The sequence below is a fragment of the Pantoea sp. B623 genome, assembly GCF_024814475.1.
Lineage (GTDB): Bacteria > Pseudomonadota > Gammaproteobacteria > Enterobacterales > Enterobacteriaceae > Pantoea > Pantoea ananatis.
In genome coordinates, this window is record NZ_JANUXM010000004.1 from 4,252,454 (window position 1) to 4,279,146 (window position 26,693).

At 58.5% G+C, this 26,693-nt stretch carries 25 protein-coding genes; 23 read left to right on the top strand and 2 right to left on the bottom strand.

The annotated features are described in order from the left end of the window. Positions 1 to 11: 11 nt before the first annotated feature. From NXS97_RS21625 to NXS97_RS21650, 6 genes are all read left to right on the top strand, one after another. The gene (locus NXS97_RS21625; protein WP_022623354.1) at positions 12 to 1,343 is read left to right on the top strand and encodes an FAD-binding oxidoreductase; all 1,332 of its coding nucleotides are present in this window, start codon (positions 12 to 14) and stop codon (positions 1,341 to 1,343) included. A gap of 10 nt (positions 1,344 to 1,353) precedes the next feature. Continuing rightward, a complete protein-coding gene (locus NXS97_RS21630; protein WP_105076854.1) occupies positions 1,354 to 2,196 on the top strand; it encodes a GNAT family N-acetyltransferase in 843 nt (280 codons plus the stop codon). Further along, positions 2,196 to 3,122: a glyoxylate/hydroxypyruvate reductase A gene (locus NXS97_RS21635; RefSeq protein WP_116219935.1), complete on the top strand. Its 927-nt coding sequence runs from the start codon at positions 2,196 to 2,198 to the stop codon at positions 3,120 to 3,122. Before NXS97_RS21630 ends, NXS97_RS21635 begins: the two co-directional genes overlap by 1 nt. Before the next feature lies 1 nt (position 3,123). Continuing rightward, positions 3,124 to 4,257 carry a M20 aminoacylase family protein gene (locus tag NXS97_RS21640; protein ID WP_022623352.1) on the top strand — a complete coding sequence of 378 codons (1,134 nt, stop codon included), beginning with the start codon at positions 3,124 to 3,126 and terminating at the stop codon, positions 4,255 to 4,257. A gap of 113 nt (positions 4,258 to 4,370) precedes the next feature. Continuing rightward, positions 4,371 to 5,687 carry a 4-aminobutyrate--2-oxoglutarate transaminase gene (gabT, locus tag NXS97_RS21645; RefSeq protein WP_013026283.1) on the top strand — a complete coding sequence of 439 codons (1,317 nt, stop codon included), beginning with the start codon at positions 4,371 to 4,373 and terminating at the stop codon, positions 5,685 to 5,687. 251 nt (positions 5,688 to 5,938) lie between these two features. Next, positions 5,939 to 6,451: an Lrp/AsnC family transcriptional regulator gene (locus NXS97_RS21650; RefSeq protein ID WP_019106483.1), complete on the top strand. Its 513-nt coding sequence runs from the start codon at positions 5,939 to 5,941 to the stop codon at positions 6,449 to 6,451. 69 nt (positions 6,452 to 6,520) lie between these two features. Here the strand turns inward: NXS97_RS21650 and NXS97_RS21655 are convergent, their stop codons facing one another. Continuing rightward, entirely contained in the window at positions 6,521 to 8,446 is a 1,926-nt protein-coding gene (locus tag NXS97_RS21655; protein ID WP_105076855.1) for a phosphatase PAP2 family protein, read from the bottom strand. Positions 8,447 to 8,938: 492 nt separating this feature from the next. Here NXS97_RS21655 and NXS97_RS21660 point away from each other — a divergent pair, with 492 nt between their 5' ends. The 16 genes from NXS97_RS21660 to phnE (NXS97_RS21735) all read left to right on the top strand — a co-directional run bounded on the left by NXS97_RS21660 (position 8,939) and on the right by phnE (NXS97_RS21735) (position 22,478). Continuing rightward, the gene (locus NXS97_RS21660; RefSeq protein WP_014594013.1) at positions 8,939 to 10,243 is read left to right on the top strand and encodes a cytosine permease; all 1,305 of its coding nucleotides are present in this window, start codon (positions 8,939 to 8,941) and stop codon (positions 10,241 to 10,243) included. After that, the gene (locus NXS97_RS21665; protein WP_014594012.1) at positions 10,236 to 10,925 is read left to right on the top strand and encodes a cysteine hydrolase family protein; all 690 of its coding nucleotides are present in this window, start codon (positions 10,236 to 10,238) and stop codon (positions 10,923 to 10,925) included. Before NXS97_RS21660 ends, NXS97_RS21665 begins: the two co-directional genes overlap by 8 nt. 164 nt (positions 10,926 to 11,089) lie before the next feature. Continuing rightward, on the top strand, positions 11,090 to 11,803 hold the full coding sequence (gene phnF, locus NXS97_RS21670) for a phosphonate metabolism transcriptional regulator PhnF (RefSeq protein ID WP_015700005.1): 714 nt from the start codon (positions 11,090 to 11,092) through the stop codon (positions 11,801 to 11,803). After that, the gene (gene phnG / locus NXS97_RS21675; protein ID WP_013026277.1) at positions 11,803 to 12,252 is read left to right on the top strand and encodes a phosphonate C-P lyase system protein PhnG; all 450 of its coding nucleotides are present in this window, start codon (positions 11,803 to 11,805) and stop codon (positions 12,250 to 12,252) included. Before phnF ends, phnG begins: the two co-directional genes overlap by 1 nt. Then, positions 12,249 to 12,833: a phosphonate C-P lyase system protein PhnH gene (gene phnH, locus NXS97_RS21680; RefSeq protein WP_105076856.1), complete on the top strand. Its 585-nt coding sequence runs from the start codon at positions 12,249 to 12,251 to the stop codon at positions 12,831 to 12,833. The genes phnG and phnH overlap by 4 nt, the downstream gene beginning before the upstream one ends. After that, a complete protein-coding gene (locus NXS97_RS21685; protein WP_116219936.1) occupies positions 12,824 to 13,900 on the top strand; it encodes a carbon-phosphorus lyase complex subunit PhnI in 1,077 nt (358 codons plus the stop codon). The genes phnH and NXS97_RS21685 overlap by 10 nt, the downstream gene beginning before the upstream one ends. Continuing rightward, a complete protein-coding gene (locus tag NXS97_RS21690) occupies positions 13,893 to 14,741 on the top strand; it encodes an alpha-D-ribose 1-methylphosphonate 5-phosphate C-P-lyase PhnJ (RefSeq protein WP_013026274.1) in 849 nt (282 codons plus the stop codon). Before NXS97_RS21685 ends, NXS97_RS21690 begins: the two co-directional genes overlap by 8 nt. Then, complete coding sequence (gene phnK, locus NXS97_RS21695; protein WP_116219937.1) at positions 14,731 to 15,492, top strand: phosphonate C-P lyase system protein PhnK; 762 nt, start codon at positions 14,731 to 14,733, stop codon at positions 15,490 to 15,492. Before NXS97_RS21690 ends, phnK begins: the two co-directional genes overlap by 11 nt. Next, the gene (phnL, locus tag NXS97_RS21700) at positions 15,492 to 16,211 is read left to right on the top strand and encodes a phosphonate C-P lyase system protein PhnL (RefSeq protein ID WP_013026272.1); all 720 of its coding nucleotides are present in this window, start codon (positions 15,492 to 15,494) and stop codon (positions 16,209 to 16,211) included. The genes phnK and phnL overlap by 1 nt, the downstream gene beginning before the upstream one ends. Further along, positions 16,208 to 17,344: an alpha-D-ribose 1-methylphosphonate 5-triphosphate diphosphatase gene (gene phnM / locus NXS97_RS21705; protein WP_105076859.1), complete on the top strand. Its 1,137-nt coding sequence runs from the start codon at positions 16,208 to 16,210 to the stop codon at positions 17,342 to 17,344. The genes phnL and phnM overlap by 4 nt, the downstream gene beginning before the upstream one ends. Continuing rightward, positions 17,344 to 17,880, top strand: coding sequence for a ribose 1,5-bisphosphokinase (gene phnN, locus NXS97_RS21710; RefSeq protein ID WP_014594005.1), 537 nt, complete (start codon positions 17,344 to 17,346; stop codon positions 17,878 to 17,880). The genes phnM and phnN overlap by 1 nt, the downstream gene beginning before the upstream one ends. Continuing rightward, positions 17,877 to 18,647 carry a phosphonate metabolism protein PhnP gene (gene phnP, locus NXS97_RS21715; protein ID WP_014594004.1) on the top strand — a complete coding sequence of 257 codons (771 nt, stop codon included), beginning with the start codon at positions 17,877 to 17,879 and terminating at the stop codon, positions 18,645 to 18,647. The genes phnN and phnP overlap by 4 nt, the downstream gene beginning before the upstream one ends. A gap of 173 nt (positions 18,648 to 18,820) precedes the next feature. Then, positions 18,821 to 19,651 (top strand): phosphonate ABC transporter ATP-binding protein, encoded by an 831-nt coding sequence (gene phnC, locus NXS97_RS21720; RefSeq protein ID WP_013026268.1) that lies wholly within the window; start codon positions 18,821 to 18,823, stop codon positions 19,649 to 19,651. A 25-nt stretch (positions 19,652 to 19,676) separates the two neighbouring features. After that, positions 19,677 to 20,606: a phosphonate ABC transporter substrate-binding protein gene (gene phnD / locus NXS97_RS21725; protein WP_013026267.1), complete on the top strand. Its 930-nt coding sequence runs from the start codon at positions 19,677 to 19,679 to the stop codon at positions 20,604 to 20,606. Between the two features lie 130 nt (positions 20,607 to 20,736). Further along, positions 20,737 to 21,591, top strand: coding sequence for a phosphonate ABC transporter, permease protein PhnE (phnE, locus tag NXS97_RS21730; RefSeq protein ID WP_064352410.1), 855 nt, complete (start codon positions 20,737 to 20,739; stop codon positions 21,589 to 21,591). Between the two features lie 2 nt (positions 21,592 to 21,593). Then, entirely contained in the window at positions 21,594 to 22,478 is an 885-nt protein-coding gene (gene phnE / locus NXS97_RS21735) for a phosphonate ABC transporter, permease protein PhnE (protein WP_013026265.1), read from the top strand. Here phnE (NXS97_RS21735) and NXS97_RS21740 read toward each other — a convergent pair. Then, a complete protein-coding gene (locus NXS97_RS21740) occupies positions 22,432 to 25,032 on the bottom strand; it encodes an ATP-binding protein (protein WP_105082187.1) in 2,601 nt (866 codons plus the stop codon). The two genes, phnE (NXS97_RS21735) and NXS97_RS21740, sit on opposite strands and share 47 nt — an antisense overlap. Before the next feature lie 144 nt (positions 25,033 to 25,176). Between NXS97_RS21740 and NXS97_RS21745 the strand changes: the two genes are divergently transcribed. After that, positions 25,177 to 26,691, top strand: coding sequence for a sugar ABC transporter ATP-binding protein (locus NXS97_RS21745; protein ID WP_014605513.1), 1,515 nt, complete (start codon positions 25,177 to 25,179; stop codon positions 26,689 to 26,691). Positions 26,692 to 26,693 lie beyond the last annotated feature (2 nt).

The following is a 26,693-nucleotide window of genomic DNA, read 5'->3' on the forward strand; positions in this document are numbered from 1 at the left end:
GTTGTGACGTCATGCCTGCACCGATTCGTTATGTACAGGACAGCCCGGACTTCCCGGATGCCGCTGATGTGGTGGTGATTGGTGCCGGTATCGCCGGTGCCGCTGCCACCTGGTATCTGGCAAAGCAGGGCCTGAAGGTGGTGCTGATTGAGAAGGGCCTGGTCGGGGCTGAACAATCCAGTCGCAACTGGGGCTGGTGCCGTCAGCAGAATCGCGATGAACGTGAACTGCCGCTGGTGATTGAAGCCTTACGAGGCTGGGAAGAACTCAGTGTGGAAACCGGTGAAGAGCTGGGTTTTCGCCGCAGCGGACTGGTTTACGCCACCCGCAGTGAAGCGGACATCGCCGCCTGGGATACATGGGGCCAGATGGCCAAACAGTACGGCGTACGCAGCGACATATTAAATGCGCAGCAGGCGAAAGCCCTGACGCCGGGCAGCACTACAAACTGGCTGGGCGGCGTTTCGGCCCCCACCGACGGTGCAGCAGAGCCCAGACTGGCCGCGCCGGGTATAGTGATTGGCGCACAGAAAAAAGGGGCGCTGGTGTTTCAGCAATGTGCGGTGCGCGGGCTGGATATTTCAGCAGGACGCGTCAGCGGCGTGATAACCGAACGGGGAGTCGTCAAAGCCCCCCGCGTGATCTGCGCAGCGGGTGCATGGACGTCGATGTTTTGCCGTCGGCACGGCATCGATCTGCCGCTGGGGAATGTGATTGGCACCGCCTTTCGGACTCAGCCCATCGATCAGGCCATTGCCGTTCCTTTTTATACCGAAAGCTTCGCCTGTCGGCCGCAGCTGGATGGCAGCTATACCGTTTCCGTATCGGGCCGTGGACGGCTGGAGCCCGGTGCTCAGGGCTTGCGATATCTGCGTCAGTTTTATCCCACGTTCAAAAGCCGCCGTAAAAATCTTACCCTGAATCTGGGGGTGAAGCCGTTTTTTCACGGGCCTGAGGCGTTGGGGCGCTGGGATCTGGATGCCGTTTCGCCTTTCGAACGGATGCGTATTCTGGATCCGGCTGCCGATGCCTGGGTCGTGGAAAGCGGACTGGCCGCCATGCGCCGCGAATTTCCTGCCCTGGCGAATCTCAAAGTCGCCCAGGCCTGGGGGGGAATGATTGACAGTACGCCGGATGCCATTCCGGTTATTTCAACGGTGGCAAAACTGCCTGGCCTGGTGCTGTCGGCGGGGTTCAGCGCACACGGTTTTGGTATTGGCCCCGGCGCGGGCCGCCTCGCCGCTGAACTGGCGACGGACGCGACGCCGGTGGTGGATCCCACCCCTTATCGTTACAGCCGTTTTATTGACGGCAGCGAACTTGATGCACCTGGCATGATGTAAGGAAAGCAAAATGACATTTGATATTCGTAGCATGACGACCGAAGACATTCCGCAGGTTTATGCGATGAGCCAGGCGCTAAACTGGCCGCACCGCCATGAAGACTGGGCGATCGGCATTGAGCTTGGCGAAGGCGTGGTGATTGAAGATCAGGGTGAAGTGATTGGCAGCGCGATTCTCTGGCGCTGGGGCGACAAAGCCGCCACCATCGGTCTGGTCATTGTCGCAAACTCACATCAGGGGCGCGGGCTGGGCAAGCAGCTGATGCTGGCCTTGTTAGAGAAAGTTCCTAGCTACAATGTGCGTCTGCACGCCACCGAGATGGGGAAAGGCCTGTATGAAAAGCTCGGCTTCGTTGCCTGCGGTAAGATCCTTCAGTACCAGACGCCTTCCCTGACGACGCTGCCCAGGGTCGCGATCCCGGCTGGGTTGACGTTGCGCAGCGCCACCCTTGACGACCGGGATGCGCTGGTAAACATGGACCAGGCCGCCCACGGGCTTTTCCGCCCGGCGCTGGTGGCGCATCTGATTACCGACAATCAGACCGTGATATTGCAGGATGATGAGCAACGCCTTAAGGGCTTTGCCAGCCTGCGCCGTTTTGGCCGTGGCTGGGTCATTGGCCCCGTTATTGCAGAAGATTTTCCGGTTGCGCAGGCGCTGACGGCTGCGCTGATGCAGGGCATGAAGGGCGAGTATTTGCGCATGGATACGGATGCGGCTTTACCGCTGGCTCCCTGGCTGGAGAGTCTGGGCCTCACGAATGTTGATGCGCCCGTCACGATGGTGCGCGGTGAGGTGTGGGTAGCGCAAGGGATGCAGGCGTTTGGTCTGACCACGCAGGCCATGGCCTGATGCACGTTGTCTATAAATCTGAACCCCAGCGCGGCCTTTACTGGCAGCGCTGGCTGGCTGAACACGCGCCCGATATCCACTTACATCTCTGGCCAGAAACCGGTGATGCGGCTCAGGTTGATGCCCTGGTCGCCTGGTTGCCGCCGGAGGACCTTATGGCCTGTTTTCCCAATCTGAAAATCCTGTTTTCTGTGGGCGCAGGGGCTGAGCAGTTTGATCTGTCCACGCTGCCTGGCCACATCCCGCTGGTCAGAACGATTGAACCTGGCCTGACGCAGGGCATGGTGGAATACGTCACCTTTGCGGTGCTGGGGCTGCATCGCGACATGCCACGCTATTTCCAGCAGCAACGCCACCAGCAGTGGCAGGCGCATCTGGCGATGCCCGCCAGTCAGCGTCGCATCGGCATTATGGGCCTGGGCGAACTGGGCCGCGCGGCGCTGGCGCAGCTTCAGTCGATGGGATTTGACTGCGGCGGCTGGAGCCGTACGCCGCACCATATTGCGGGCGTGCCGTGCTGGCATTGTGACGATCAGCTGTCCGACTTTCTGGCGCGCAGCGATATTCTGGTGTGCCTGCTGCCGCTAACGTCCAGCACCCAGGGACGCCTGAATGCCGGGCTGTTCGGCCAGTTGCCTGCGGGAGCCGCACTGGTTCAGGTGGGACGCGGCCCTCAGCTAAATCATCAGGACCTGTTGGATGCGCTCGACAGCGGCCAGTTACGGGCTGCGGTGATCGATGTCACCGATCCCGAACCTTTGCCTGCCGGTCACGCATTTTGGACGCACCCGGCTGTGTGGTTGACGCCGCACATCGCCAGCCAGACGCAGAATGACAGCGCGATTAAGGCGCTTCTGGCTAACCTGCGTCGCTTTCAGCGCGGCGAGCCGCTGGTCGGCGTCGTTGATCGTTCACGAGGATATTGAAATGGACCCTTTAGTGGCATTGCGCCGTGATCTGCACCATCATCCGGAGTTGGGCTTTCATGAAGCGCGGACCAGCGATATTGTCGCGCGGTTTTTAGAGGATCTCGGCATTGAGGTGCATCGCGGCATCGGTAAAACGGGCGTGGTGGGCGTACTGAAAAAAGGCAGCGGTTCACGCATGATTGGGCTGCGGGCTGATATGGATGCGCTGCCCATGCAGGACAACGGCGAGGTGCCCTGGACCAGCCAGACGCCGAACTGCAGCCACGCCTGCGGTCACGATGGCCACACCATTATGCTGCTTGGCGCGGCGGCAAAGCTGGCGCGCGAGGTCGAGTTTACCGGCACGGTCTGCTTTATTTTTCAGCCAGCAGAAGAGGGTCTGGCGGGCGCGAAGGCCATGATTGATGACGGTCTGTTCCAGCGCTTCCCCTGCGATGCGGTGTTTGCCCTGCATAACTGGCCTGAATTACCCTTGGGTGAAATTCAGACTCGCCCCGGTGCCATCATGGCCGCGGCAGACCGATTTGATATCACCCTGAAAGGGCCTGGCGGCCATGCCGCACAGCCTCATCTCACGCACGATACGCTGCTTGCCGTCAGTGAACTGGTGGTGCAGTTAAACACCCTGGTGCCCCGGGCGCTTGATCCCTGCGAACCGGCGTTGCTGACCGTGACGCGCATGCAGGGCGGATTTTCCCACAATATGATCCCTGCGGAAGCCAATATCACCGGCACGGTACGCACGTTCAACCCGGCGGCACAGGACATCATCGAATCACGTCTGGGGCACATGGCCGGGCACATCGCGGCGGCGCATGGATTGGACGCCGAGGTGAATTATTTGCGTTATTACCCGGCCACCATCAACAGCGAGTCTGAGGCAAGTCAGGCCCTCGCGGCCTTGCAGGCGGCAGGCATGACAGCCCGGCTGGCCCCTCAGCCTGCGCTGACCTCAGAAGATTTTGCTTTTATGTTACAGGCAAAGCCTGGTGCTTATTTGTGGATAGGATCGGCACCCAGCAAGCCGCTTCATCACGCCGCCTATGATTTTAACGATGCGCTCATACCCTACGGAATCCAGGCCTTTGTCACGCTGGCCTGTTATGCAACAGGGGCAACATTTCCCGGCTGAAATCCGTGGGATTTTGACACGAAATGCCGCGGCTGACGGAATTACGGCAGCGTCATTGACCAACAGATTGCGATACTTAAGCCAACCGAACACGACGTGGATGAGGTATAAAAATGCAGAATGTCCTGGCAGAGCAGCAAACCTATGCGGACAACAGCCAGTTGCTGGATGTCCGAGATCACAATGTGCCGCGTGGCATTATTACCGCTCATCCGCTGGTGATTGAGCGAGCCAAAGGCAGCGAAGTATGGGATGTGGAAGGCAACCGCTATCTGGATTTTGTGGGCGGTATTGGCGTCCTTAACGTAGGCCACAACCATCCGGCCGTGGTTAACGCCGTCACCCGCCAACTGGGCATGGTGTCCCATGCCTGTTTTCAGGTGGCGGCCTATCCGGGATACATTGAGCTGGCCCAGCGTCTGAATAAGCTGGTGGGCGGTGACGAGCACTATAAAAGCGTGTTTTTCACCAGCGGTGCAGAAGCGGTAGAGAACGCGGTGAAAATCGCCCGTTCTTATACGCAACGGCCGGGCATCATTGCGTTTGACGGGGCTTTCCACGGACGTACCCTGCTTGGCGTGACGCTGACGGGCATGTCTGCGCCATACAAACAGAATTTTGGTCCGTTCCCGGGGGATGTTTATCGCCTGCCGTTCCCGAATCCGTTGCACGGTGTGACTGAGGCAGACTGTCTGAAGGCACTTGATCAGCTGTTTTCTGTGCAGATTTTGCCGGAGCGCGTCGCCGCGATTATCATTGAACCCGTTCAGGGCGATGGCGGCTTCTTACCTGCAGGCCCGGCATTTATGCAGGCGCTGCGTCGTATTACTACCCAGCACGGCATTATGCTGATCTGTGATGAAATTCAGAGCGGCTTTGGCCGTACCGGTACCATGTTTGCCTTCCAGCAACTCGGCATCAAACCCGACATGATCACCACGGCGAAGAGCCTGGCCGGTGGCTTGCCGATTTCCGGCGTGGTGGGCAAAGCCGAGATTATGGACAGTCCGGCCCCGGGCGGGTTGGGCGGCACCTATGGTGGTAATGCGCTGGCCTGTGCGGCGGCACTGGCTGTACTGGATATCTTTGAGCAGGAAAACCTGCTGGCGCGTTCCTGCCAGTTGGGCGAGCAGTTAAACCAGCGTCTGCGCCAGCTTGCGGATAAATATGCCTGCATCGGCGATGTACGCGGCGTGGGCTTTATGCAGGCAGTAGAAATTCTCGATGTGGATACCCATAAACCCGACAGCGCGCTGACACAAAAGATCCTCGACAGCGCCTGTCAGGAAGGCCTGCTGCTGATCAAATGTGGTTTGCATCGCAACACCATCCGCTTCCTTGCACCGTTAGTGACCACCGATTCGCAACTCGAAGAAGCGCTGCATATCTTTGATATTGCGCTGGCGCGTGCGACCGGACGCTTAGGATAGCCGCTCTCTCTCATTGGAAAGGCATCATCCCGGCAGTGCCGCCAGCGTGCGCGCAGCCGGGGTCAACGCTGGCGCATTTTTTGCAAAGCGTGACAGGCCGGGAATTTTTTGTGTTACAAAAAAGTGGCGTACTTGTTATTTTAAAGTGGCGTATTTTAAGTATTTCTAAAAGTGCGCTTTACGCTCGTGTACGCAGATTATCGCCGGGTAGGAGCGAACATCCAGTACAGCTGTAAACAATGAGGGGTGCTATGAACGGCTTAATGAAACTCGACCGCATCGATATCAATATTCTGGTGCAACTCCAAAAAGATGGCCGTATCAGCAACGTCAATCTCGCCGATGCAGTGGGGCTGTCCCCGAGTCCCTGCCTGCAGCGGGTAAAACGGCTGGAGCAGGCCGGCTTTATTACCGGCTACGAAGCGCACGTTAATCTCACCAAAATTACCGATTCCGTCACCGTGTTTACCGAAGTCACCCTGAACGGACATCGTCGCGAAGACTTTATGAAGTTCGAAGCTGCGATGCGTGAAGTTGATGAACTGATGGAGTGCCACTTGATTACCGGCGGCTACGATTACCTGTTGCGCTTTATTACCCGCAGCATTGAGCATTATCAGGATGTGATTGAGAAGATGCTGGATGCGCAAATTGGTATCGATAAGTACTTCAGCTATATCGTGATTAAATCACCCGTCATGAAGAGCAGCGTGCCGCTGCGCTCACTGATTAGCAAGCATAACCCAATGGAGTTCGGCGTCTGACTTTTGGTTAAGCGCGCAGGAATCTGACAACCTCATTGCCTGCGCGCGCCTTGCCAGGGCTTATCAGGTTCAGAGCAGCTTAATACTGAGTCGCGTCGCGCTGCTGACAGGTCGAGCCTGATAGCCTTCGACAATGATGCGACTAAAGTGCGCCGCAAGTGAGCCTGCCTGCATCAACGGGATCAGATCGCCCGCTTCGGGACGATAGCCTTTGACAAACTTCACCAGCAGCGTCCCCCCCGCCACTAAAGGCCCGTTCACGATGAGACGGCCACCGCCCTGACCATCAATATCCAGTTCAAGACTGGCTTCGGGCAGCGCCGTGTAGCTTTTCACCTGTACCGGCGACAGGGCAGCAATGCGCACGCGGCCCTGATTGCCCACATAGAGATCACCCACGCCAAAGGCGCGGGCTGAACCGGCTTCCAGCACGCCACCCTGAACCTCCGTACCGCCGCTGTAGCGGTTCGCGCCAGTCAGCCTCAGGGTGCCTGAACCCTGTAAGGTCAGCTTTCCCTGACCGTCGATCGCATTCCGCCAGCTGTCGGACTGATTAAAACCGCCTTTAGCGGCGTCCATTGCCACTTTAACGTTGCCGGTAAACTGACCATATCCGTCGGCGGCGGCCACAATGTTCAGGCGTCCCCAGCCCTCAGCATCGTCCATGATCGGGTAGCCTGAGGCCAGCGCGGTAGTTTTTAATACCACGCGCCGTTGCAGGGCGCTCAGATAGGGAAACCGGGTTTCCAGCAAAATCTCGGCCCCTTTGGGCACCACGGGGGGACGGTGGCGAGGACCGATGGGGGCGAAACCAAAGGTCATGCGCCGCAGCGCCTGAAGGCGGTTAAGGGTGGGATCGGCGAAGCGATCGGCGCTCGGCGGCGCGGCATGGGCATAGGCAAAGAAGGTGGCCGGTTGCGTCGCGGTGCGTTGCCATAATGCCTGATGCGCCTGGGTGAAGGCACGCCTGGCATCCTCATGATAAGCCGTCAGATTTGCGGTGGTCACCGCCAGCGCCAGCATGCGCCCGCCGATGACGTCCAGAGGCGAGTGCATTCCGGCCACGATCCGGTTTTCGCCCAGCTCCATACCGCGGCTGACCATCTCCTGATAGCGCTCCGGCACCAGCCACGCCATGGTAAGGGCATCTCTGACGGCTTCCGCCGTGTGGCCGCTGATAAATCCGCCGTCGGTGGCGGGCTGTGGATTTTCCGCAGGCACAAGGGCAGGAACAACCTCCACCGCCGAACGCCAGCGATACGGACGCGCATATTTATAGAAGCGCTTCACCGGTTCGGTCGAGGCGTTGTTGCCCATTTCATTGAGAAAATCCACCACCAGACCGAAGTCGCGATTGCCTTCCTGACTGCCCACGCCGGTATTGTTGCCCTTATCCACGTACAGCACGGTGGTGGCATCAGCCGGAATGCGTGTCAGGGTTGTGACCTGCTGGGCCGCACTGCGCCATGCGCCCGTCAGTGGCCCCATGCCATCTGTGACGCTGTAGCCTTTGCCACGACGGTCGTCGTAATAGGCCGCCTCAGCCTGGGCTGCCGTGCGGCGTCGTGTCGTTGTCACCACATACTGAACATTCGCGGCCAGGACGTGAGAATTAAGGATTGTGCCGCATACGGGGGCTTTGTCAGGCAGTCCCGTACAGTCAGAAGGCGTAATGGCTGCAAAACCCTCACGGGCCGGCGCGGTAACTCCCGCATCGACCTTCAGCGTGCGTGGGCGCCACAGGGCAAGAAAGCCGGATACCACGCGCACGCCGGCATTGGTGTCGAGCGTCGCAAACCGGGCATCACCACGTTGGTTCGTGGCGATATTGTCGATAAAAGCGGGCACGTCTGCCGCAGGCGCGCTGTCGGTGAAGCCCGGATCCCTCGGCGGGACAGGCAGTGCGGTAGCGGGCCGATCCTGACCCAAAACAGGCGTCGAAACCATGCCAGAAAACAGCGCCAGATAAATGCCAAAACGAACAGCAGCAGACATGATGAAAACCTTCAGGGCGAATGATGGCCCGGTATTGTGGCCGCAAAGCGTTAATGACACATGACAATCCCGTGACGATCTGACGTGAAAATTGCTTTCCAGATGGTGTTATAAAGTTTCCCATTTGTTGTGCAGTCTGCCCCACAAGCGTGCCCTGAACCAACGTGACGCTGCCGGGGGTTCAGCGCGTCTTATCATAAGAATTCGATCTTGTATCCAAGGCCGTATCCCGACGGGCATTCACGCCCCATGACGTCGCGGCGGCGATTCCTGGCATGCTTCATGCAGTTTCTGTCCGGTAAGCCCTATCCAGTAGAACACAGGCGTGGAAAACGGATTAACACCCCGGCAAGGCGGCACATCAACGCCACGCAATGCACACATGTCGGCGGCGATACGGCACGTTTTTCGTCATAACGATGGCGAGTACAGGATGAAAAACAGTGCCTCAACGCGGCTACCCGTGGACTGACATTGACCAGGAACTGACAAATGAAAAAACAGGCTTCCCCAACGTTAGAACAGGAGTTTGAGCACGAACCCGTGCCGCTCTCACATCGCCATCCGACCCGGTCGGTTTCGGCCGTCTGGTTTGGTTTTCCTATGATCCTCACGAATGCGCTGTTTGGCGGCATCATCACCTGGCACCTTGGCTTCTGGCCTGCGCTGCTGGCGATTGTGATGGGCAATCTGGTGCTGTTTGCCTACGTCGGTGCGCTGAGCTGGTTTGCCGGTAATACCGGTATGAACTTTGCCCTGCAGGCGAAAAGAACCTTTGGCAGCAAAGGTTACATCCTCGTGTCGGGCTTCCTCTCGACCGTGGTGATTGGCTGGTACGCCTTTCAGACCGGACTGACCGGTACGGTGATTCATGAGACTTTCGGCTGGAATGCCCTGTCGGTGACGGCATTTGCCATGGTGCTGTTTACGGCCGTGACCTTCCTGGGCGTGCGCGCCTTGTCGGTGTTGGGCATGATTGCTGCGCCGATGTTTGTGATTCTGGGGTTTGTCGCGCTGTACTTCGTGGGGCAGACGCATGAATTTTCCAGCATGTTTCACTGGAAAGGCAGCCCGGCGGTGGCGGGGGCCATGAGCATGGGCACGGCGGTCACCATGGTGGTGGCGGGTTTTGCCGATTCCGGCACCATGACCGCCGATTTCACCCGCTGGTCGAAGAGTGGACGTGCTGCGGTCATTGCCGCCTTTTCGGCCTTTCCGGTCGCGAATTTGATCGCCTATCTGTTTGGCGTGATTATCGTCTCGGTTGGCGCGGCGGTCGATCCGCTGACCAACGGCGGCAACTTTCTGCCCATGCTGATGGGCCATGGTGATGTCCTGACCCTGGTGGCTTTCCTGTTTGTGTTTATCAACCTTGGCTCGGTATGTACGCACTGTCTTTATAACGGTGCAGTCGGGTTTAGCCATCTCTTTAACAGCAAGATGCGCCGCTGGACCCTGATTCTTGGCGCCATCGGCGGTCTGCTGGCACTGGCAGGCGTCTGGTCATATTTTCTCGAGTGGCTTAGTCTGCTGGGCGTGGTGGTGCCGCCGTTTGGTGCGGTCATGATTGTTGATCTGATTTTTATGGCAAAGCTGAGTGAACAGCGCCCGGCGCAACGCTTCCATGGCGCGGCTTTCGCGGCCTGGGCGCTGGGAAGCCTGTGCGCGGTCGTCGCGCATCTGGCGTTCCCCCAGTTTGGCGAAGCGGTCATCGGTCTGGTGACGGCCGCACTCAGCTACACCCTGATTATTAAATTACGTTCCCCCACGCCGCGACTGGAGAAGAACAATGCCTGAGTACAGTGTGAATTCCACCCCTTATGCCTGGCCGTTTGATGGCCATTTTAGTCCGGCCGACACGGCTCTCCTCGTCATTGATATGCAAACCGATTTTTGCGGCCCGGGGGGGTACGTTGACAGGATGGGCTACGACATTGGCCTGACGCGTGCGCCTGTCGAACCCCTTAAAGTGTTACTGGCACGTATGCGGGCGCTTCAGTTTCCCATCATTCACACCCGGGAAGGGCATCGCGCGGACCTGAGTGACTTACCGGCAAACAAGCGCTGGCGTTCGGCCAGGATGCAGGCGGAGATCGGCAGTGCAGGGCCGTGCGGCCGTATCCTGGTGCGCGGTGAGCCGGGCTGGGAGATTATCCCCGAGCTCGCCCCCTTAGCAGGAGAAGTGATCATTGATAAGCCCGGTAAAGGATCCTTTTATGCCACAGACCTTGAGCTGGTCTTACGCAGTCGCGGCATTCGGAATTTAATTATTACCGGTATCACGACGGATGTATGTGTTCATACGACGCTGAGAGAGGCCAACGATCGCGGATATGAGTGTCTGGTTTTGTCCGACTGTTGTGCCGCCACAGAGCAACGCCATCATGAAGCCGCGCTGAGCATGATCCACATGCAGGGCGGCATCTTTGGTGCCGTTGCCACCTCTGCCGCGCTGCTGGACACGCTCGGTCAGCCTTAACGGGCTGTTCTGCCAGCCTGTCGCCCTGAGCGGGACAGGCTGGCGCAAATTCATTTTTACGTCACCGTCTCGTCACCTCGCTGTCATCTGATCCCGTCACTCTGTTTCCATCCCGCAGCATCTTCGCTGTGAAATCCCTCTACTGATGTGAGGATTTAATTGTGATGGAGTTATCCAGACATCCGACCACTGTCTATCAGGCTGTTGCCGCGCAACTGGAGCAGGCTGTTCAGGAACGTTACCGCAGCGGTGACTATTTACCCTCTGAGCAGCAGCTGGCCGATCACTATGCGGTGAACCGCCACACGCTGCGTCGGGCGGTAGACGAACTGGTGAACAAGGGCCTGCTGCAGCGTCGCCATGGCGTCGGCATTTTAGTGCTGATGCGCCCCTACGACTATCCGTTACACGCTCAGGCTCGCTTCAGCCAGAACCTGATGGAGCAGGGCAGCGATCCCACCAGTGAACGTCTGCTGGCGGTGCTGCGCCCGGCCAGTGCCGACGTGGCCGCCGCGCTTGGCGTCAGTGAAGGCGATAACGTTATTCACCTGCGAACCCTGCGCCGTGTAAATGGCCTGCCGGTCTGCCTGATCAACCACTTCCTTGCCGATCTCAGCTGGTGGCCACAGCTGCAGCGCTTTAACAGCGGCTCACTTCATGACTATCTGCAGCAGCACACCGGTAAGCAGCTGGTACGCAGCCAGACGCGCATCAGCACCCGCCGCGCCCAGGCCAAAGAGTGTAAGCAACTGGAAATCGCGCTGCACTCTCCACTGTTGTGCGTGCGGACGCTGAATAAAACCACCGATGGCGCGATGGCGGAATACTCCGTCAGCCTCACGCGTGGCGACATGATCGAACTCACTCTGGAGCATTAATGAAACAGCAAACGGCCCGCCAGCACTGGCTTTCGGTGTTGGCACACAGCAGCGCAGCCGAGCTTGACGCGTACTGGCAGCCGCTCAACCTCAAGCCCGAATTTACCCTGATTCGCCCGGCCGAGATTGGCCTGACGCGTCTGCAGGCCCGCATGGGCGCCACCGGCAAACGCTTTGTGGTGGGCGATGCCACCGTGACGCGTGCGGTGGTGCGGCTGAACGACGGCACCCTAGGTTACAGCTATCTGCTCGGCCGGGATAAAGCCCATGCCGAACGCTGTGCCCTGATGGATGCCCTGTTGCAACAGGCCGACACCGCTGAACTGCTGCAGGAAAAAATGATTATCCCGCTGGCGGCCTCACGTGAAGAGCAGCGTCAGCTGCGCGCACGTGAAATCGCCAGCAGCAAAGTGGACTTCTTTACGCTGGTACGCGGAGACAATGAATGACTTTACTGGCAAGTTTTAATCACCCGGTTGCGGACGCGCAGCACGCCTTCCGCCGCATCCTGAAAGCCATGAGCGAGCCTGGCGTGATGGTTTCCCTGCCGCTGCAACAGGGCTGGGGCGCACTTTCGCCTGCCGCCACCGCCGTGCTGCTGACGCTGGTGGATCAGGAAAGCCCGCTGTGGCTGGATCCCCAGGTCGATAATCAGGAACTGCGCGATAACCTGCGTTTCCATACTGGTGCGCCCCTTACCGACAGCAATGGCGCAGCCTTTGCGCTCAGCCACGCGACCGCTCAGCCCAATCCTGCAGACTTCGCCGCAGGCGACAATCTGGCACCGGAAAAAAGCACTACGTTGATTATTGAGGTGCCCGCACTGAACGGTGGGCTGGCGCTACGGTTGTCTGGCCCGGGCCTGCGTGAAGCGCGCGCCATTGCGCCCCAGTTGCCGGAAAGCGTGCTCGAATACATGCGTGCCCGACCGCATCCGTTCCCTCAGGGCGTGGATCTCATCTTTACCTGTGGCGAAGCGATGATGGCGGTGCCACGGACAACCCATGTTGAGGTGTGCTCATGTACGTAGCGGTTAAAGGGGGCGAAAAAGCCATTGCCAATGCCCATCATCTTCAGGCCGATCTGCGTCGGGGCGACCGTGCGGTCGGGGAGTTATCCTGCGATCAGATCGCGCAGCAGCTTGGCCTGGCGGTAGATCGTGTGATGACCGAAGGCGGCATTTACGATCCCGCGCTGGCGGCGTTAGCCATTAAACAGGCCAGCGGCGATCTGGTTGAGGCCATTTTTTTACTGCGCGCCTATCGCACAACCCTGCCTCGCCTGGCGCAAAGCACGCCGCTGGACACCGGCAACATGCGGATCGAGCGGCGTATCTCCGCGGTTTATAAGGATTTGCCTGGCGGTCAGGTTTTAGGCCCAACCTATGACTACAGCCACCGGCTGCTGGACTTTACCCTGATGGCTAACGGGGAAACGCCTCTGCCGCCGCGCAGCGAGCAGGCGCTGCCCGAACACTGCCCGCATATGTTCAGCATGATGAGCGACGAAGGCTTAGCAGAGCGTGAAAGCGACGACAGCAGCGAACCCACCGACATCACCCGAGAGCCGATGGGCTTTCCCGCCTCACGTGCCGCACGACTGCAACAGCTGGTGCGCGGCGATGAAGGTTTTCTGCTGTCGCTGGGCTATTCCACCCAGCGCGGCTATGGCCGCACCCATCCGTTTGCCGGAGAAATCCGGACCGGTTATGTCAGCGTCAGCGTTTGCCCGGAAGAACTGGGATTTGAGCTGGAAATTGGGGAAATGCTGCTGACCGAGTGTGAAATGGTCAACGGCTTTACCCACGATGGGGAAAGCGCCCCGCACTTCACGCGCGGCTATGGCCTGGTCTTTGGTCGGGCAGAGCGTAAAGCCATGTCAATGGCGCTGGTGGATCGCGCCTTACAGACGCGCGAGCACAATGAACGTATCACCAGCCCGGCGCAGGATGAGGAATTTGTTCTGTCTCATGCGGATAACGTTGAAGCCGCAGGCTTTGTTTCCCACTTAAAACTGCCGCACTACGTCGATTTCCAGGCGGAACTGGAACTGCTGAAACGTCTGCGTCAGGACTATCAGGAGCAGCAAAATGGCTGAACTCAGCGGCTATAACAACGGCTACCTTGACGAGCAAACCAAACGCACGATCCGGCGCGCCATCTTAAAAGCGGTGGCGATTCCCGGCTATCAGGTGCCCTTTGCCGGACGCGAAATGCCGATGCCTTACGGCTGGGGCACCGGCGGGATTCAAATCACCGCCAGCGTCATTGGCGACAAAGACGTTCTGAAAGTCATCGACCAGGGCGCGGACGATACGACCAACGCCGTCTCCATCCGCCGTTTCTTCCAGCGAGTGAGCGGCGCGGCCACCACGGAACGCACGGTGGATGCCACGCTGATTCAGACGCGTCACCGTATTCCGGAAACCCCGCTGGAAGAAGATCAGATCCTGATTTTTCAGGTGCCAATTCCCGAGCCGCTGCGCTTTATTGAGCCGCGCGAGACGGAAACCCGCACCATGCATGCGCTGGAAGAGTACGGCATCATGCAGGTCAAACTGTACGAAGATATCGCCCGTTTCGGCCACATCGCCACCACCTATGCCTATCCGGTGAAGGTCAACGATCGCTATGTGATGGATCCGTCGCCGATTCCCAAATTCGATAACCCGAAGATGCACATGATGCCCGCCCTGCAGCTGTTTGGTGCCGGACGCGAGAAGCGCATCTATGCCTTGCCGCCTTACACCAAAGTTGAAAGCCTCGACTTCGACGATCATCCCTTCACCGTGCAGCAGTGGGACGAACCCTGTGCGCTGTGCGGATCGCGTCACAGCTATCTGGACGAGGTAGTGATGGACGATCAGGGAACGCGCATGTTTGTGTGCTCAGATACCGATTTTTGCCACCAGCAGCAGGAACAACAACATGCACAGTGAACAACCGCTGCTCGCGGTCAATAACCTCACGCACCTTTACGCACCAGGCAAAGGTTTCGAAGAGGTCAGCTTTGATCTCTACCCGGGCGAGGTGCTGGGGATTGTGGGTGAGTCCGGTTCGGGTAAAACCACGTTGCTGCGCAGCCTGTCTGCCCGGCTGGCCCCGCAGGCAGGCGCAATTCATTACCTGCAGCGCGATCTTTACCAGATGAGCGAAAGCGACCGCCGCCGCTTACTGCGCACGGAGTGGGGCGTGGTACACCAGCATCCGCTGGAAGGACTGCGTCCTCAGGTCACGGCGGGCGGCAATATCGGTGAACGTTTAATGGCCTTCGGCCATCGTCACTATGGCGAGATCCGCGCCGAGGCGAGTCACTGGCTGCAGGCGGTGGAAATCGCAGCGAACCGTATTGATGACCTGCCGACGACGTTTTCCGGCGGCATGCAACAGCGTCTGCAAATCGCCCGCAATTTAGTGACCCAGCCGAAACTGGTGTTTATGGATGAACCCACAGGCGGGCTGGACGTCTCGGTGCAGGCGCGACTGCTGGACCTGCTGCGTACGCTGGTGCGCGAACTGAATCTGGCGGTGATCATTGTGACCCACGATCTGGGCGTGGCGCGCCTGCTGGCGCATCGGCTGCTGGTCATGAAGCAGGGCCGGGTCGTGGAAAGTGGTTTAACGGACCGCGTGCTGGATGATCCGCATCATCCTTATACGCAACTGCTGGTTTCATCGGTGCTTAACTAATGGCGACAGCGACTATGAAGACGCAACTGCGCGTGGAAAATTTGTGCAAAACCTTTGTGCTGCACAATCAGAACGGGGCGGCTCTGCCGGTGCTGCAGGATGCCAGCCTGGAAGTCAGTGAGGGCGAATGCGTGGTGCTGCACGGGCATTCGGGCAGCGGAAAATCGACTCTGCTCCGTGCCCTGTATGGCAACTATCAGGCCAACAGCGGCAGTATCTGGGTGCAGCATCTGGGCGAATGGGTCGATATGGCACAGGCACCCGCCCGCCAGATTATTGCCATTCGCCGGGATACCATCGGCTGGGTCAGTCAGTTTCTGCGGGTCATCCCGCGCGTGCCGACCCTGGAGATCGTCATGCAGCCGTTACTGGAACGCGGCGTTGAGCGCAGCTTCTGCGAAGCGCGCGCCAAAGATCTGCTGACCCGGCTCAATGTCCCGCAACGCCTCTGGTCCCTGGCACCCTCGACGTTCTCCGGTGGAGAGCAGCAGCGCGTCAACATCGCCCGTGGCTTTATTGCCGATTATCCCGTGCTGCTGCTGGATGAGCCTACGGCATCGCTCGACAGCGTTAACAGCGCCGCAGTCGTGAGTTTGATTGAACAGGCGCGCGCGCGTGGCGCGGCCATTGTCGGTATTTTTCATGATGAAGCGGTGCGGGAGCGTGTGGCCGATCGCCTGCACGTGATGCAGCCCTTCAAAACAGGGGCAGAAGCATGATCATCAATAATGTAAAGCTGGTGCTGGAAAACGAAGTGGTAGAGGGATCGCTGGAGTTTCGTGAAGACCGCATTACGAACTTTAGCGAAACCGCCAGCCAGCTCGCCAGCGCGCTGGACGGAGAGGGCGCGTTTCTGTTGCCCGGCCTGGTCGAGCTGCACACGGACAACCTGGATAAGTTCTTCACCCCGCGGCCTAAGGTTGACTGGCCGGCCCATTCCGCCATGAGCAGCCACGATGCGCTGATGGTGGCCAGCGGCATCACCACCGTGCTGGATGCCATCGGCGTAGGTGATGTACGCGATGGGGGGCACCGGCTGGAAAACCTCAGCAAAATGATTGGCGCGATTCGTGACAGTAACCGCAAGGGGCTCAACCGCGCCGAGCATTTATTACATCTGCGCTGCGAACTGCCGCATCACACCACGCTGCCGCTGTTTGAGGCGCTCATCTCCTCACCAGAGCTGTCGCTGGTCTCGCTGATGGACCATTCACCGGGGCAGCGCCAGTACGCATCGCTGGAAAAGTATCGCGAGTACTATCAGGGAAAATATCAGCTCAATGACGAGCAGATGGACGAGTTTGAGCGCGATCAGCTGGCGCTGGCCAGAGAGTGGTCACAGCCCAACCGCCTGGCGATTGCCGCGCTGTGCCGGGAACATGGTATTGCGATTGCCAGCCACGATGATGCGACCGAAGCGCACGTGGAAGAGTCGCACGGCGTGGGCAGCGCGATAGCTGAATTCCCCACCACGCTGGAGGCGGCGAAGGCGTCACGTTATTGCAATATGCAGGTGTTAATGGGCGCACCGAATATTGTTCGCGGTGGCTCGCACTCCGGTAACGTAGCCGCCTGGGAGCTGGCATCACACGGAATGCTGGATATTCTGTCATCGGACTATTATCCCGGCAGCCTACTGGATGCGGCCTTCCGCTTAGCGGCGGATGAGCGGAACACGCTGTCACTGTCCCAGTCTGTTGCGCTGGTCACCTGTAATCCGGCGCGCGCGTTGGGACTGGAGGATCGTGGCGTGATTACGGAAGGCTGCCGTGCCGACCTGGTACTGGCGCATACCCAACATGGTCATCCCCACATCCGCCATGTCTGGAGCAAAGGCCGGCAGGTGTACTGATGGCCCGGCTTATCTGGCTCATCGGCCCGTCCGGCTCAGGAAAGGACAGCCTGCTGGACCTGCTGCGCGAGGCGCCGCCTGACGGCCTGCTGATTGCGCACCGCTATATCACCCGCCCTCACGATGTGGGGGGCGAAAACCACGTGGCTCTGACGGAAGCGGAGTTTATCCGGCGCAAGGCGCTGGGGTTATTTGCGGTCAGCTGGCAGGCCCACGGTTTTCATTACGGTATCGGGAGTGAAATCGATGGCTGGCTGGCGTGCGGGCAGAACGTGCTGGTAAACGGCTCCCGTCAGCATCTGGAACAGGTTCGTGCGCGTTACGGCGCACGGCTGTTGCCGCTGTGTATTGAGGTTTCGCCATTGGTGCTGGCCGCGCGTTTACGACAGCGGGGACGTGAGAGTGAAGAGGAGATCGTTCAACGACTGGCGCGCGCGGCACAACATCAGCCAGAGGGCTGCCTGCGGCTGAACAATGATGGTGCGCTGGTGGATACGGTACAACAGTTACGACAGTTGCTGGCGGAATTCCCATGAAACTGACCTTGCTTGGTACCGGCGGTGTGACAGGCGCGCCGGTGTTCGGTTGTGACTGTCATGCCTGTTTGCGCGCCCGCGACGCTTCCCGCTATCGCCGCGCGCCTACCAGCGCGTTAATTGAGGCCGGACGCGAACGTATTTTACTGGATGCCGGTTTGCCATTGCTGGCCGAGCGCTTTCAGCCTGGCGAAATTAACCGAATTTTGCTGACTCACTATCATATGGACCATGTGCAGGGGCTGTTCACTCTGCGCTGGGGCGAGGGCGAATCTATTCCTGTGTGGGGACCGCCGGACGACAAGGGCTGCGATGACCTGTTTAAGCATCCCGGACTGCTGGATTTCCGCCCCGCTTTAACGCCTTACGTGGCACATCAGTTCGGTGAATTACAGGTGACACCACTGCCGCTTCAACATTCACGACTGACCCACGGCTATCTGTTTGACTGGCATGGATCGCGTCTGGCCTGGCTGTGCGATACCTGCGGTCTGCCGCCGGACACTGCCGATTTCCTGCGTGGACAACGGCTGGATCACCTGCTGGTAGACTGTAACGATCCCCCCGGGCAGGGCGGACGCAATCATAACGATTTGACCGCCGCGCTAAACATCATTGATGAACTGAAACCGCACCAGGCCTGGCTGATTCATCTGAGCCATCACATGGATAACTGGCTGGCAGAGCACGCCTTACCCGATGGGGTTCGGGCAGCCTGTGACGGCTTGTCGCTGTCTCTGGGTGCCGATTTGCCTGTCACAGTTTAATCATCTAACCGTAATACAGCCTTCATCCCCCGTGTTCTTAATATAGCGGTCTCTCGTCAGGTTCCGGCGGCGTGAGCCACAAACGCAAGATAATGACTCTCGCCAGACAGTACCGACCAGATGGGTTAATGGGGCGCGGGTACAGAACGTAAACTGCAATAACGGAGAACATCATGGCACAGGCACTGCTTAAAACGGTGGTCGATAACGTCTCGTCATTGACCCAGTCAGGCGGGCAAAAAGTGTTATCTGTTCAGGGACTGAGCAAAGCTTACGGTAACAACAAAGTCCTCGATAATGTCAGTTTCGATTTGCATGCGGGTGAACTGGTAGCGGTAATCGGTCGCTCTGGCGCAGGCAAATCGACGCTGCTGCACATGCTGAATGGCACAATCTCCGCCTCACAGGGCGCCATCGTCAGCCTGCACCACGGCGAAGCCGATCGCGATGTGGTGAATCTCAGCAGCCGCCAGATGCGTGAATGGCGCACCCAGTGCGGCATGATCTTTCAGGATTTCTGCCTGGTGCCTCGCCTTGATGTGCTGACCAACGTGCTGTTGGGGCGTCTCAGCCAGACCTCTACGCTGAAATCGTTTTTCAAAGTGTTCTCTGACACCGATCGCGCCCGCGCCATTCAACTGCTTGAGTGGATGAACATGCTGCCGCAGGCGTTACAGCGCGCCGAAAACCTCTCCGGCGGTCAAATGCAGCGCGTAGCGATTTGTCGGGCGCTGATGCAGAACCCCAAAATTCTGTTAGCGGATGAACCCGTTGCCTCGCTCGATCCTAAAAATACCACCCGTATTATGGATGTATTGCGTCAGGTCAGCGATCAGGGCATCAGCGTGATGGTGAATCTGCACTCGATTGAATTAGTAAAAAGTTACTGCACGCGCGTGATAGGTATTCAGCGCGGTGTGGTGCTGTTCGACGGTCATCCTTCCGCACTTACCGACGGCTTGCTGCATCAGCTGTACGGCGACGAATTTAACCAGATCCACTAACTATCACAGCAAGAGAACAAGGCTAATGAAAATGAAAGCTTTCGCGTTATTGACTACAGCATTGCTTACCTTTGGCGTTAACGCAGCGGACGCACCAAAAGAGCTGAATCTGGGTATTTTGGGCGGTCAGAACGCGACTCAGCAGATTGGTGATAACCAGTGTGTGAAAACGTTCTTTGATAAAGAACTGAACGTGGATACCAAAATCCGCAACTCTTCAGACTATTCCGGCGTGATTCAGGGGCTGCTGGGCGGTAAAGTGGATCTGGTATTGAGTATGTCTCCCTCCTCGTATGCGTCCGTGTATATTCAGGATCCCAAGGCCGTCGATTTAGTGGGCATTGTGGTGGATGACAAAGATCAGTCTCGCGGTTATCACTCCGTGGTGATTGTGAAAGCCGACAGCCCTTATAAGAAGCTGGAAGATCTGAAAGGCAAATCTTTTGGTATGGCGGATCCCGATTCCACATCCGGTTTCCTCGTGCCAAACCAGGCGTTTAAGAAAATGTTTGGCGGCAACATCGACAATAAATACAACAACTTCTTTTCAAGCGTGACCTTTTCAGGTGGTCATGAGCAGGACATCCTGGGCGTGCTGAATAATCAGTTTGACGGCGCGGTGACCTGGACCTCTATGGTCGGTGATTACAACACGGGCTACACCTCGGGTGCCTTTGGCCGCCTGATCCGCATGGACCATCCGGACCTGATGAAACAGATTCGGATTATCTGGCAGTCGCCGTTAATTCCTAACGGTCCTATCCTGGTGAGCAATAAACTGCCAGCGGATTTCAAAGCGAAAGTCATCGCCGCGATCAAAAAACTGGATAAAGACGATCACGCCTGTTTCACCAAAGCCGTAGGGGGCCAGCAGCACATTGGCAAGACCTCGGTAGCGGACTTCCAGAACATCATCGATATGAAACGCGAGCTGATGAAAGGCGCGCGCGGCTAACGGCAGGGCAGTTTGCTTGCAGCCATCGTGCCGCCCTGAATAAGGGGGCGGCACGACCTCACCGGCGGGCTAGTCTGCGCGTCAACCTTGCCTGGATGGCTTTGTAACACATCAATCTGAGACACCTCACGTGACCGACTTCGAACGCTATTATCAACGTATCCGCCGCCAACAGAAGCGTGACTCGCTTATCTGGTCTTTGGTGCTGGTCGTGATTTATCTGGCGGCGGCCAATATGGCAGAGTTCAATCTGGTGACCATCTGGCAGTCGTTGCCGCACTTTTTTGATTATATCCGTGAAATCATGCCCGTTTTGCATCTGCCGCTCCTGTTTGCCGATGGCAAAACGGAAGGGTCGCTGGCCTACTGGGGCTATCGTCTGAATATTCAGCTACCGCTGATCTGGGAAACCCTGCAGCTGGCGCTGGCCTCCACGCTGGTTGCCGTGGTGATTGCCGGTGTCCTGGCGTTTTTTGCGGCCGATAATACGCAAACGCCCGCCAGCCTGCGCATGGGCATTCGCGCCTTTGTCGCATTTTTACGCACCATGCCTGAACTGGCCTGGGCGGTAATGTTTGTGATGGCGTTTGGCATCGGGGCGATTCCCGGCTTTCTGGCGCTGGCCCTGCATACTATCGGTAGCCTGACCAAACTGTTTTATGAAGCCATCGAATCGGCGTCGGATAAGCCGGTACGCGGGCTGGCGGCCTGCGGAGCCAGCAAGCTGCAACGGATGCGCTTTGCGTTCTGGCCCCAGGTCAAGCCCACCTTTTTGTCTTACAGCTTTATGCGCCTGGAGGTTAACTTCCGCTCATCGACCATTCTGGGGCTGGTCGGGGCAGGCGGGATCGGCCAGGAGTTAATGACCAACATTAAGCTGGATCGCTTCGATCAGGTCAGCATGACGCTGCTGTTGATTCTGATTGTGGTGTCGTTACTGGATACGGTTTCTGGCCGCCTGCGCCGCCGTGTCGTGGAGGAATAAATATGGTTACTCTCGCGCCGGATATCACGGCGATGAAGCAGCAGCATCATGAACTCTTCGCTGCGCAGCACCGCTATCTGCGCCGTCTGGCCATGCTGGCGCTGGCGCTGGTGCTCTATTACGTCTTTTTCTTTATGGTCTACGGTATTGAGTGGGGCCGCCTGCTGGTTGGCTGCCAGCAGCTGGGACGCTATTTTTTGCGTATGTTTGTCTGGCAAGACTTTGCGAACTGGCCCTTTGGCTACTATTTCTCTCAGGTCGGGATTACGCTGGCGATCGTGTTTGCCGGCACGATAACCGCCACGCTGCTGGCGCTGCCGCTGTCCTTTCTGGCGGCGCGTAATGTGATGCACGATAAAGTTGCCAGACCGATTGCTTTCCTGATGCGCCGCCTGTTCGACATGCTGCGCGGCATTGATATGGCGATCTGGGGCCTGATCTTTGTGCGTGCCGTCGGCATGGGGCCGTTAGCCGGGGTGCTGGCGATTATCCTGCAGGACGTTGGCCTGTTAGGTAAGCTCTATTCGGAAGGACATGAAGCGGTGGAGCGTTCGCCGAGTCGTGGGCTGGGTGCACTGGGGGCGAACAGCCTGCAGAAACACCGTTTCGGCATCTTCACCCAGTCGTTTCCGCAGTTTCTGGCGCTCAGCCTTTACCAAATCGAGTCGAATACTCGCTCAGCAGCGGTGCTCGGCTTTGTTGGCGCAGGCGGTGTCGGCCTGGTTTATGCTGAGAATATGCGTCTGTGGAACTGGGATGTGGTGATGTTCCTGACGTTGATTCTGGTGGTCGTGGTGATGATCATGGATGCCATCTCAAGCCGCCTGCGTAAGCGTTATATCATTGGGAAACCGGTGCCGTTGTGGCAGCCTGGCGGGCACGATTAAGCCTTGCACTCCGCTGCCAGGCGCGCTGCAGCGCCTCCACCAACTGTGCCGCCTGCCAGGGTTTCGCCAGCCGCTCACACAGCGGCAGCGTAACGGGCTGGTGGCGCAGGTCCTGGCCGCTGATCAGCAAGGTTGCCAGCTGTGGCCACTTTTGCTGCGCCTGACGAATCACCTCTGCGCCGTTTATCTCACCGGGCAACATCAAATCGCTGATTAACAGATCGATATCGGGTGTCTGGTGCAACAGCGCCAGCGCCTCTTCGCCGGTCGCGCACTCCAGTGTCAGATAGCCGAGTTGATGCAGGTGCTCGCACAGGGTTTGCCGTACCGCCGGTTCATCATCCAGTACCAGAATCAGACGATCGTCTGCAGCCGCGGGGTGAGACGGGGCAGGGACGGGGGACCGGGCGGCTGCGGCATCGGGCGCGCGCGGCAGCAACAGCCGCACCGTTGTGCCCTGACCGGGGGCCGTTTCCAGCTCCACCTGTCCACCCGACTGGCGGACAAAGCCGTACACCATCGACAGTCCCAGCCCGCTCCCGGTTCCGGTGGTCTTAGTGGTGAAGAAGGGTTCGAACACCTGAGCACGCACCTCGTCGGACATGCCGCAGCCGTGATCGATCACTTCGATGGTCACCCGGTCACGTTTTTCCCCTTGCTCGCTTCGCCGCTGATTCCAGATGCGCAGGCGGATTTCGCCGCTTTGGCCACCCATCGCATCCCTGGCATTGACCACCAGATTCATCACCGCATTCTCCAGCTGGCTGGCATCTATCCAGGCCGGCCAGCCGGGGCGCTGGGCATCAATGATCAGATGCTGACCGGGCAGCAGCGAATGCTGAAGCAGCCCCTGCAGATTCTCGATCAATGTGACCACGGAAACCGCGTGGGGATTCAGGGTTTGTTTGCGTGAAAAGGCCAGCAGCCGTTGGGTCAGAAGCGCCGCTCTGTCCGCCGCCTGGCGGGCTCGTTCAATCCGGCTGGCGACGGGGCCGGGTGCCAGTTGCCCCTCGGTCAACGCTAGGCTGCCGATGATAACGGCCAGCAGGTTATTAAAATCATGGGCGATGCCGCCGGTCAACTGGCCCACCGCTTTCATTTTCTGACTGTGCACCAGCGCCTCTTCCAGCACCTTACGCGAAGTGCGCTCCAGCACCGTATTGACCATTCCGCGCCGTGGTACCGGGCTGAAACGCAGTTCCAGCGTGCGGCCGTCTGCCAGCCTCACTTCCTGGGGTTCCGCTAAATCGTGCAACTGCACATTAAGCGGCGCCAGCAAGTGCTGATAGTGCAAACCGCGATGCAGATCGCGGGGAGCGATGCCCAGCAGCGCCGGATACTGCGCATTCCATACCACGAGTTCTCCGCTGTTATCAAACAGGGCAAAACCGTCACGCATGGCCAGGAAGGTTGACTCCAGTTGGGTGCTTTTTTCTTTTAGCAGGCGAGAAGTCTGGGCCAAAGAGGCGGTATTTCGCGCAAAAACGTTAAACGCGCGCGCCAGTTCACCCAGTTCGTCCCGACGCTGTAATCCCGGCACGCTGACGTTCTGCTCTCCCTGTGCCAGCCGGGTCATCGCACCGGCAATGGCGGTAAGACTGGAGCCCAGATTGCGGTAAATGTAGTACCCGGTATAGAGGGTTATGGCCAGCGCCAGCAGGGCAGACAGCATGATAAAGCTGCTAACCGAGTCGAGTTGATGATGGGTGGTGATGTTACGCCTTTCCGTTTGCTGCGCGACCTGCTGGACGTAAGCGGTAATGTCATCATTCAGCGCCGCCACCAGCGCCTTGATACGGTAAGTCGCATAGGCAATCGCCAGGTCACTCTCCTCCAGCTCTGCGGCCAACGGGACCAGGCCGCGCTGTGTTTCCAGCAACTGCTGTACATTGTCGCCCAGTGCACCTGGCGCGACCACGCTGCGCCATTGCATCATCACCTGTTGCAGGTGCTCGATGACCGCCGTCGATGACGGCGTGCGAATCGCGATATCCAGTAGCCTGCCGGTTTGCTGGCGCAGCGTTAAATCGGGTGCGTTGATGCCGTCGCGCTGTGTCAGATCATTAATGCGTTCAAGCAGCAGTTGTGACTGCCACAAGCCGCTTAGCACCCTGTTGCGCTGTAAATGGCGTTCATGGCCTTGACGCAACAGCATACTCACCGACTGCTCAAGCATCAGGCTACGCGCACGCAGGCGCGCCACGCGTTCAGGCTCACGCGCGGCAAGTGGCGTGCTCGCCAGTATAGAGAGTGAGTGCTGTAGGGCCTGTTGGTTCTGCTGTAAACGTCGTGATTCGCTCTGATACTCAAGCGCACCGACCACCTGGGACAACCGCACTGCCGTGATGGCCACATTGGAGGTATCGCGCGCCAGGGCAAGGCTGCCGTTCATATCAGCCAGCGTTTGCGCCTGGGCCTGGGCCTGAATGGTGCCCGCATGGCGAAAACTGGTCACCGCCACCACGCTCACCATTAAGGTGACGCACACCACCAATAAATGAGACAGCAACAGGCGACCGCGCGCCCCGACCTGCCACGGTGAACTGCGTTGCATAAAGACTCTCCGCTCGTGCGACGATGAGCCGAGTATAGGAGTGAGGGCGAGGCGAAATATGACAAATATGAATGGCCTCTGACATTTTCCATTTATCTGACACTGCTTAACTCGCTGCTATCCATAACCAGCAGGAGCGGGTAGATGACAGCAAAGCCGATACTCGAAATGCGCGAGATCACCCGACGCTTTGGTAATTTTTACGCCTTGAAAGGGGTGGATCTCACGGTGTATCCCGGTGAGGTCCATGCCCTGATGGGCGAAAATGGCGCGGGTAAAAGCACCCTGATGAAGATCCTGGCGGGGGCCTATGCGGCCAGCAGCGGCGAGGTGCTAATTGATGGCAAACCCTGGCAGCTGAAAGGCCCTAAAGAGGCGTTAGCCGCCGGAATCACGCTGATCTATCAGGAAATCAATCTGGCGCCCAATCTTACCGTGGCGGAAAACATCTTTCTGGGCAGTGAAATTACCCGTGCAGGCATGGTGAAACGTCATCAGATGGCGGATGAGGCGCAGCAGGTGATCAACCGGTTGGGCGCGCAGTTTAGCGCCACCGACAAAGTCAGCAGGCTGAGTATTGCTGAGCAGCAGCAGGTGGAAATTGCGCGCGCCTTACACCGTAACAGCCGGATTCTGGTGATGGATGAGCCGACTGCCGCACTCTCGAACCGTGAAACCGAACAACTGTTTGCCCTGATCAAGCGCCTGCGTAGCGAAGGCATGGCCATTATTTACATCAGTCATCGTATGGCGGAAGTGTATGAGCTGTCAGATCGCGTCAGCGTGCTGCGTGACGGGCAGTATGTCGGCAGCCTGACGCGCGACAATCTGAATGCCAGCGAGCTGGTGCGCATGATGGTGGGGCGGCCGCTCAGCGACTTGTTCAATAAAGATCGCACGATAGCGCGCGGGGCCGTCCGGCTGGCCGTCAATCATCTGTCCGACGGCGACAAAGTGCATCCCAGCAGCCTTGAGGTTCGCGCGGGCGAAATCGTCGGCCTGGCCGGCCTGGTGGGCGCGGGACGGAGCGAGCTGGCACAGCTGATCTTTGGCGTGCACCGGCTTAAACAGGGCGACGTCTGGATCGATGGTCAGAAGGTGGATATTCACTCGCCCCGTGAGGCGATTGCGCACGGCATTGGTTTTCTTACCGAGAACCGTAAAGAGCAGGGGCTGTTTCTGGAGATGGCCGCACAGGAAAACATCGTTATGGCCACGCTGGAGCGTGATGCCCGCTACGGCATGCTTAACCGCGGGAAATCGCGGAAAATTGCCAGCGAAGCGATCTCCTCGCTCAACATTCGCGTGCCCCACGCGCTGGTGCGTGCGGGCGGCCTGTCGGGCGGCAACCAGCAAAAGCTGCTGATTTCCCGCTGGATCGCCATCGGTCCCCGTATTTTGATTCTGGATGAGCCAACGCGCGGCGTTGACGTCGGCGCGAAAAGCGAAATTTATCGCATGATGCAGGAAATGGCGCGTCAGGGCGTAGCCATTCTCATGATCTCCAGCGAATTACCGGAGGTTGTTGGCATGAGCGATCGGGTTTATGTGATGCATGAGGGGGCCATCGCCGGAGAGCTGGCGGGCGATACGATCACTCAGGAAAACATCATGACGCTGGCAACCGGTGCGCACAGCGCATCACCGCTTGAAGTATGAGG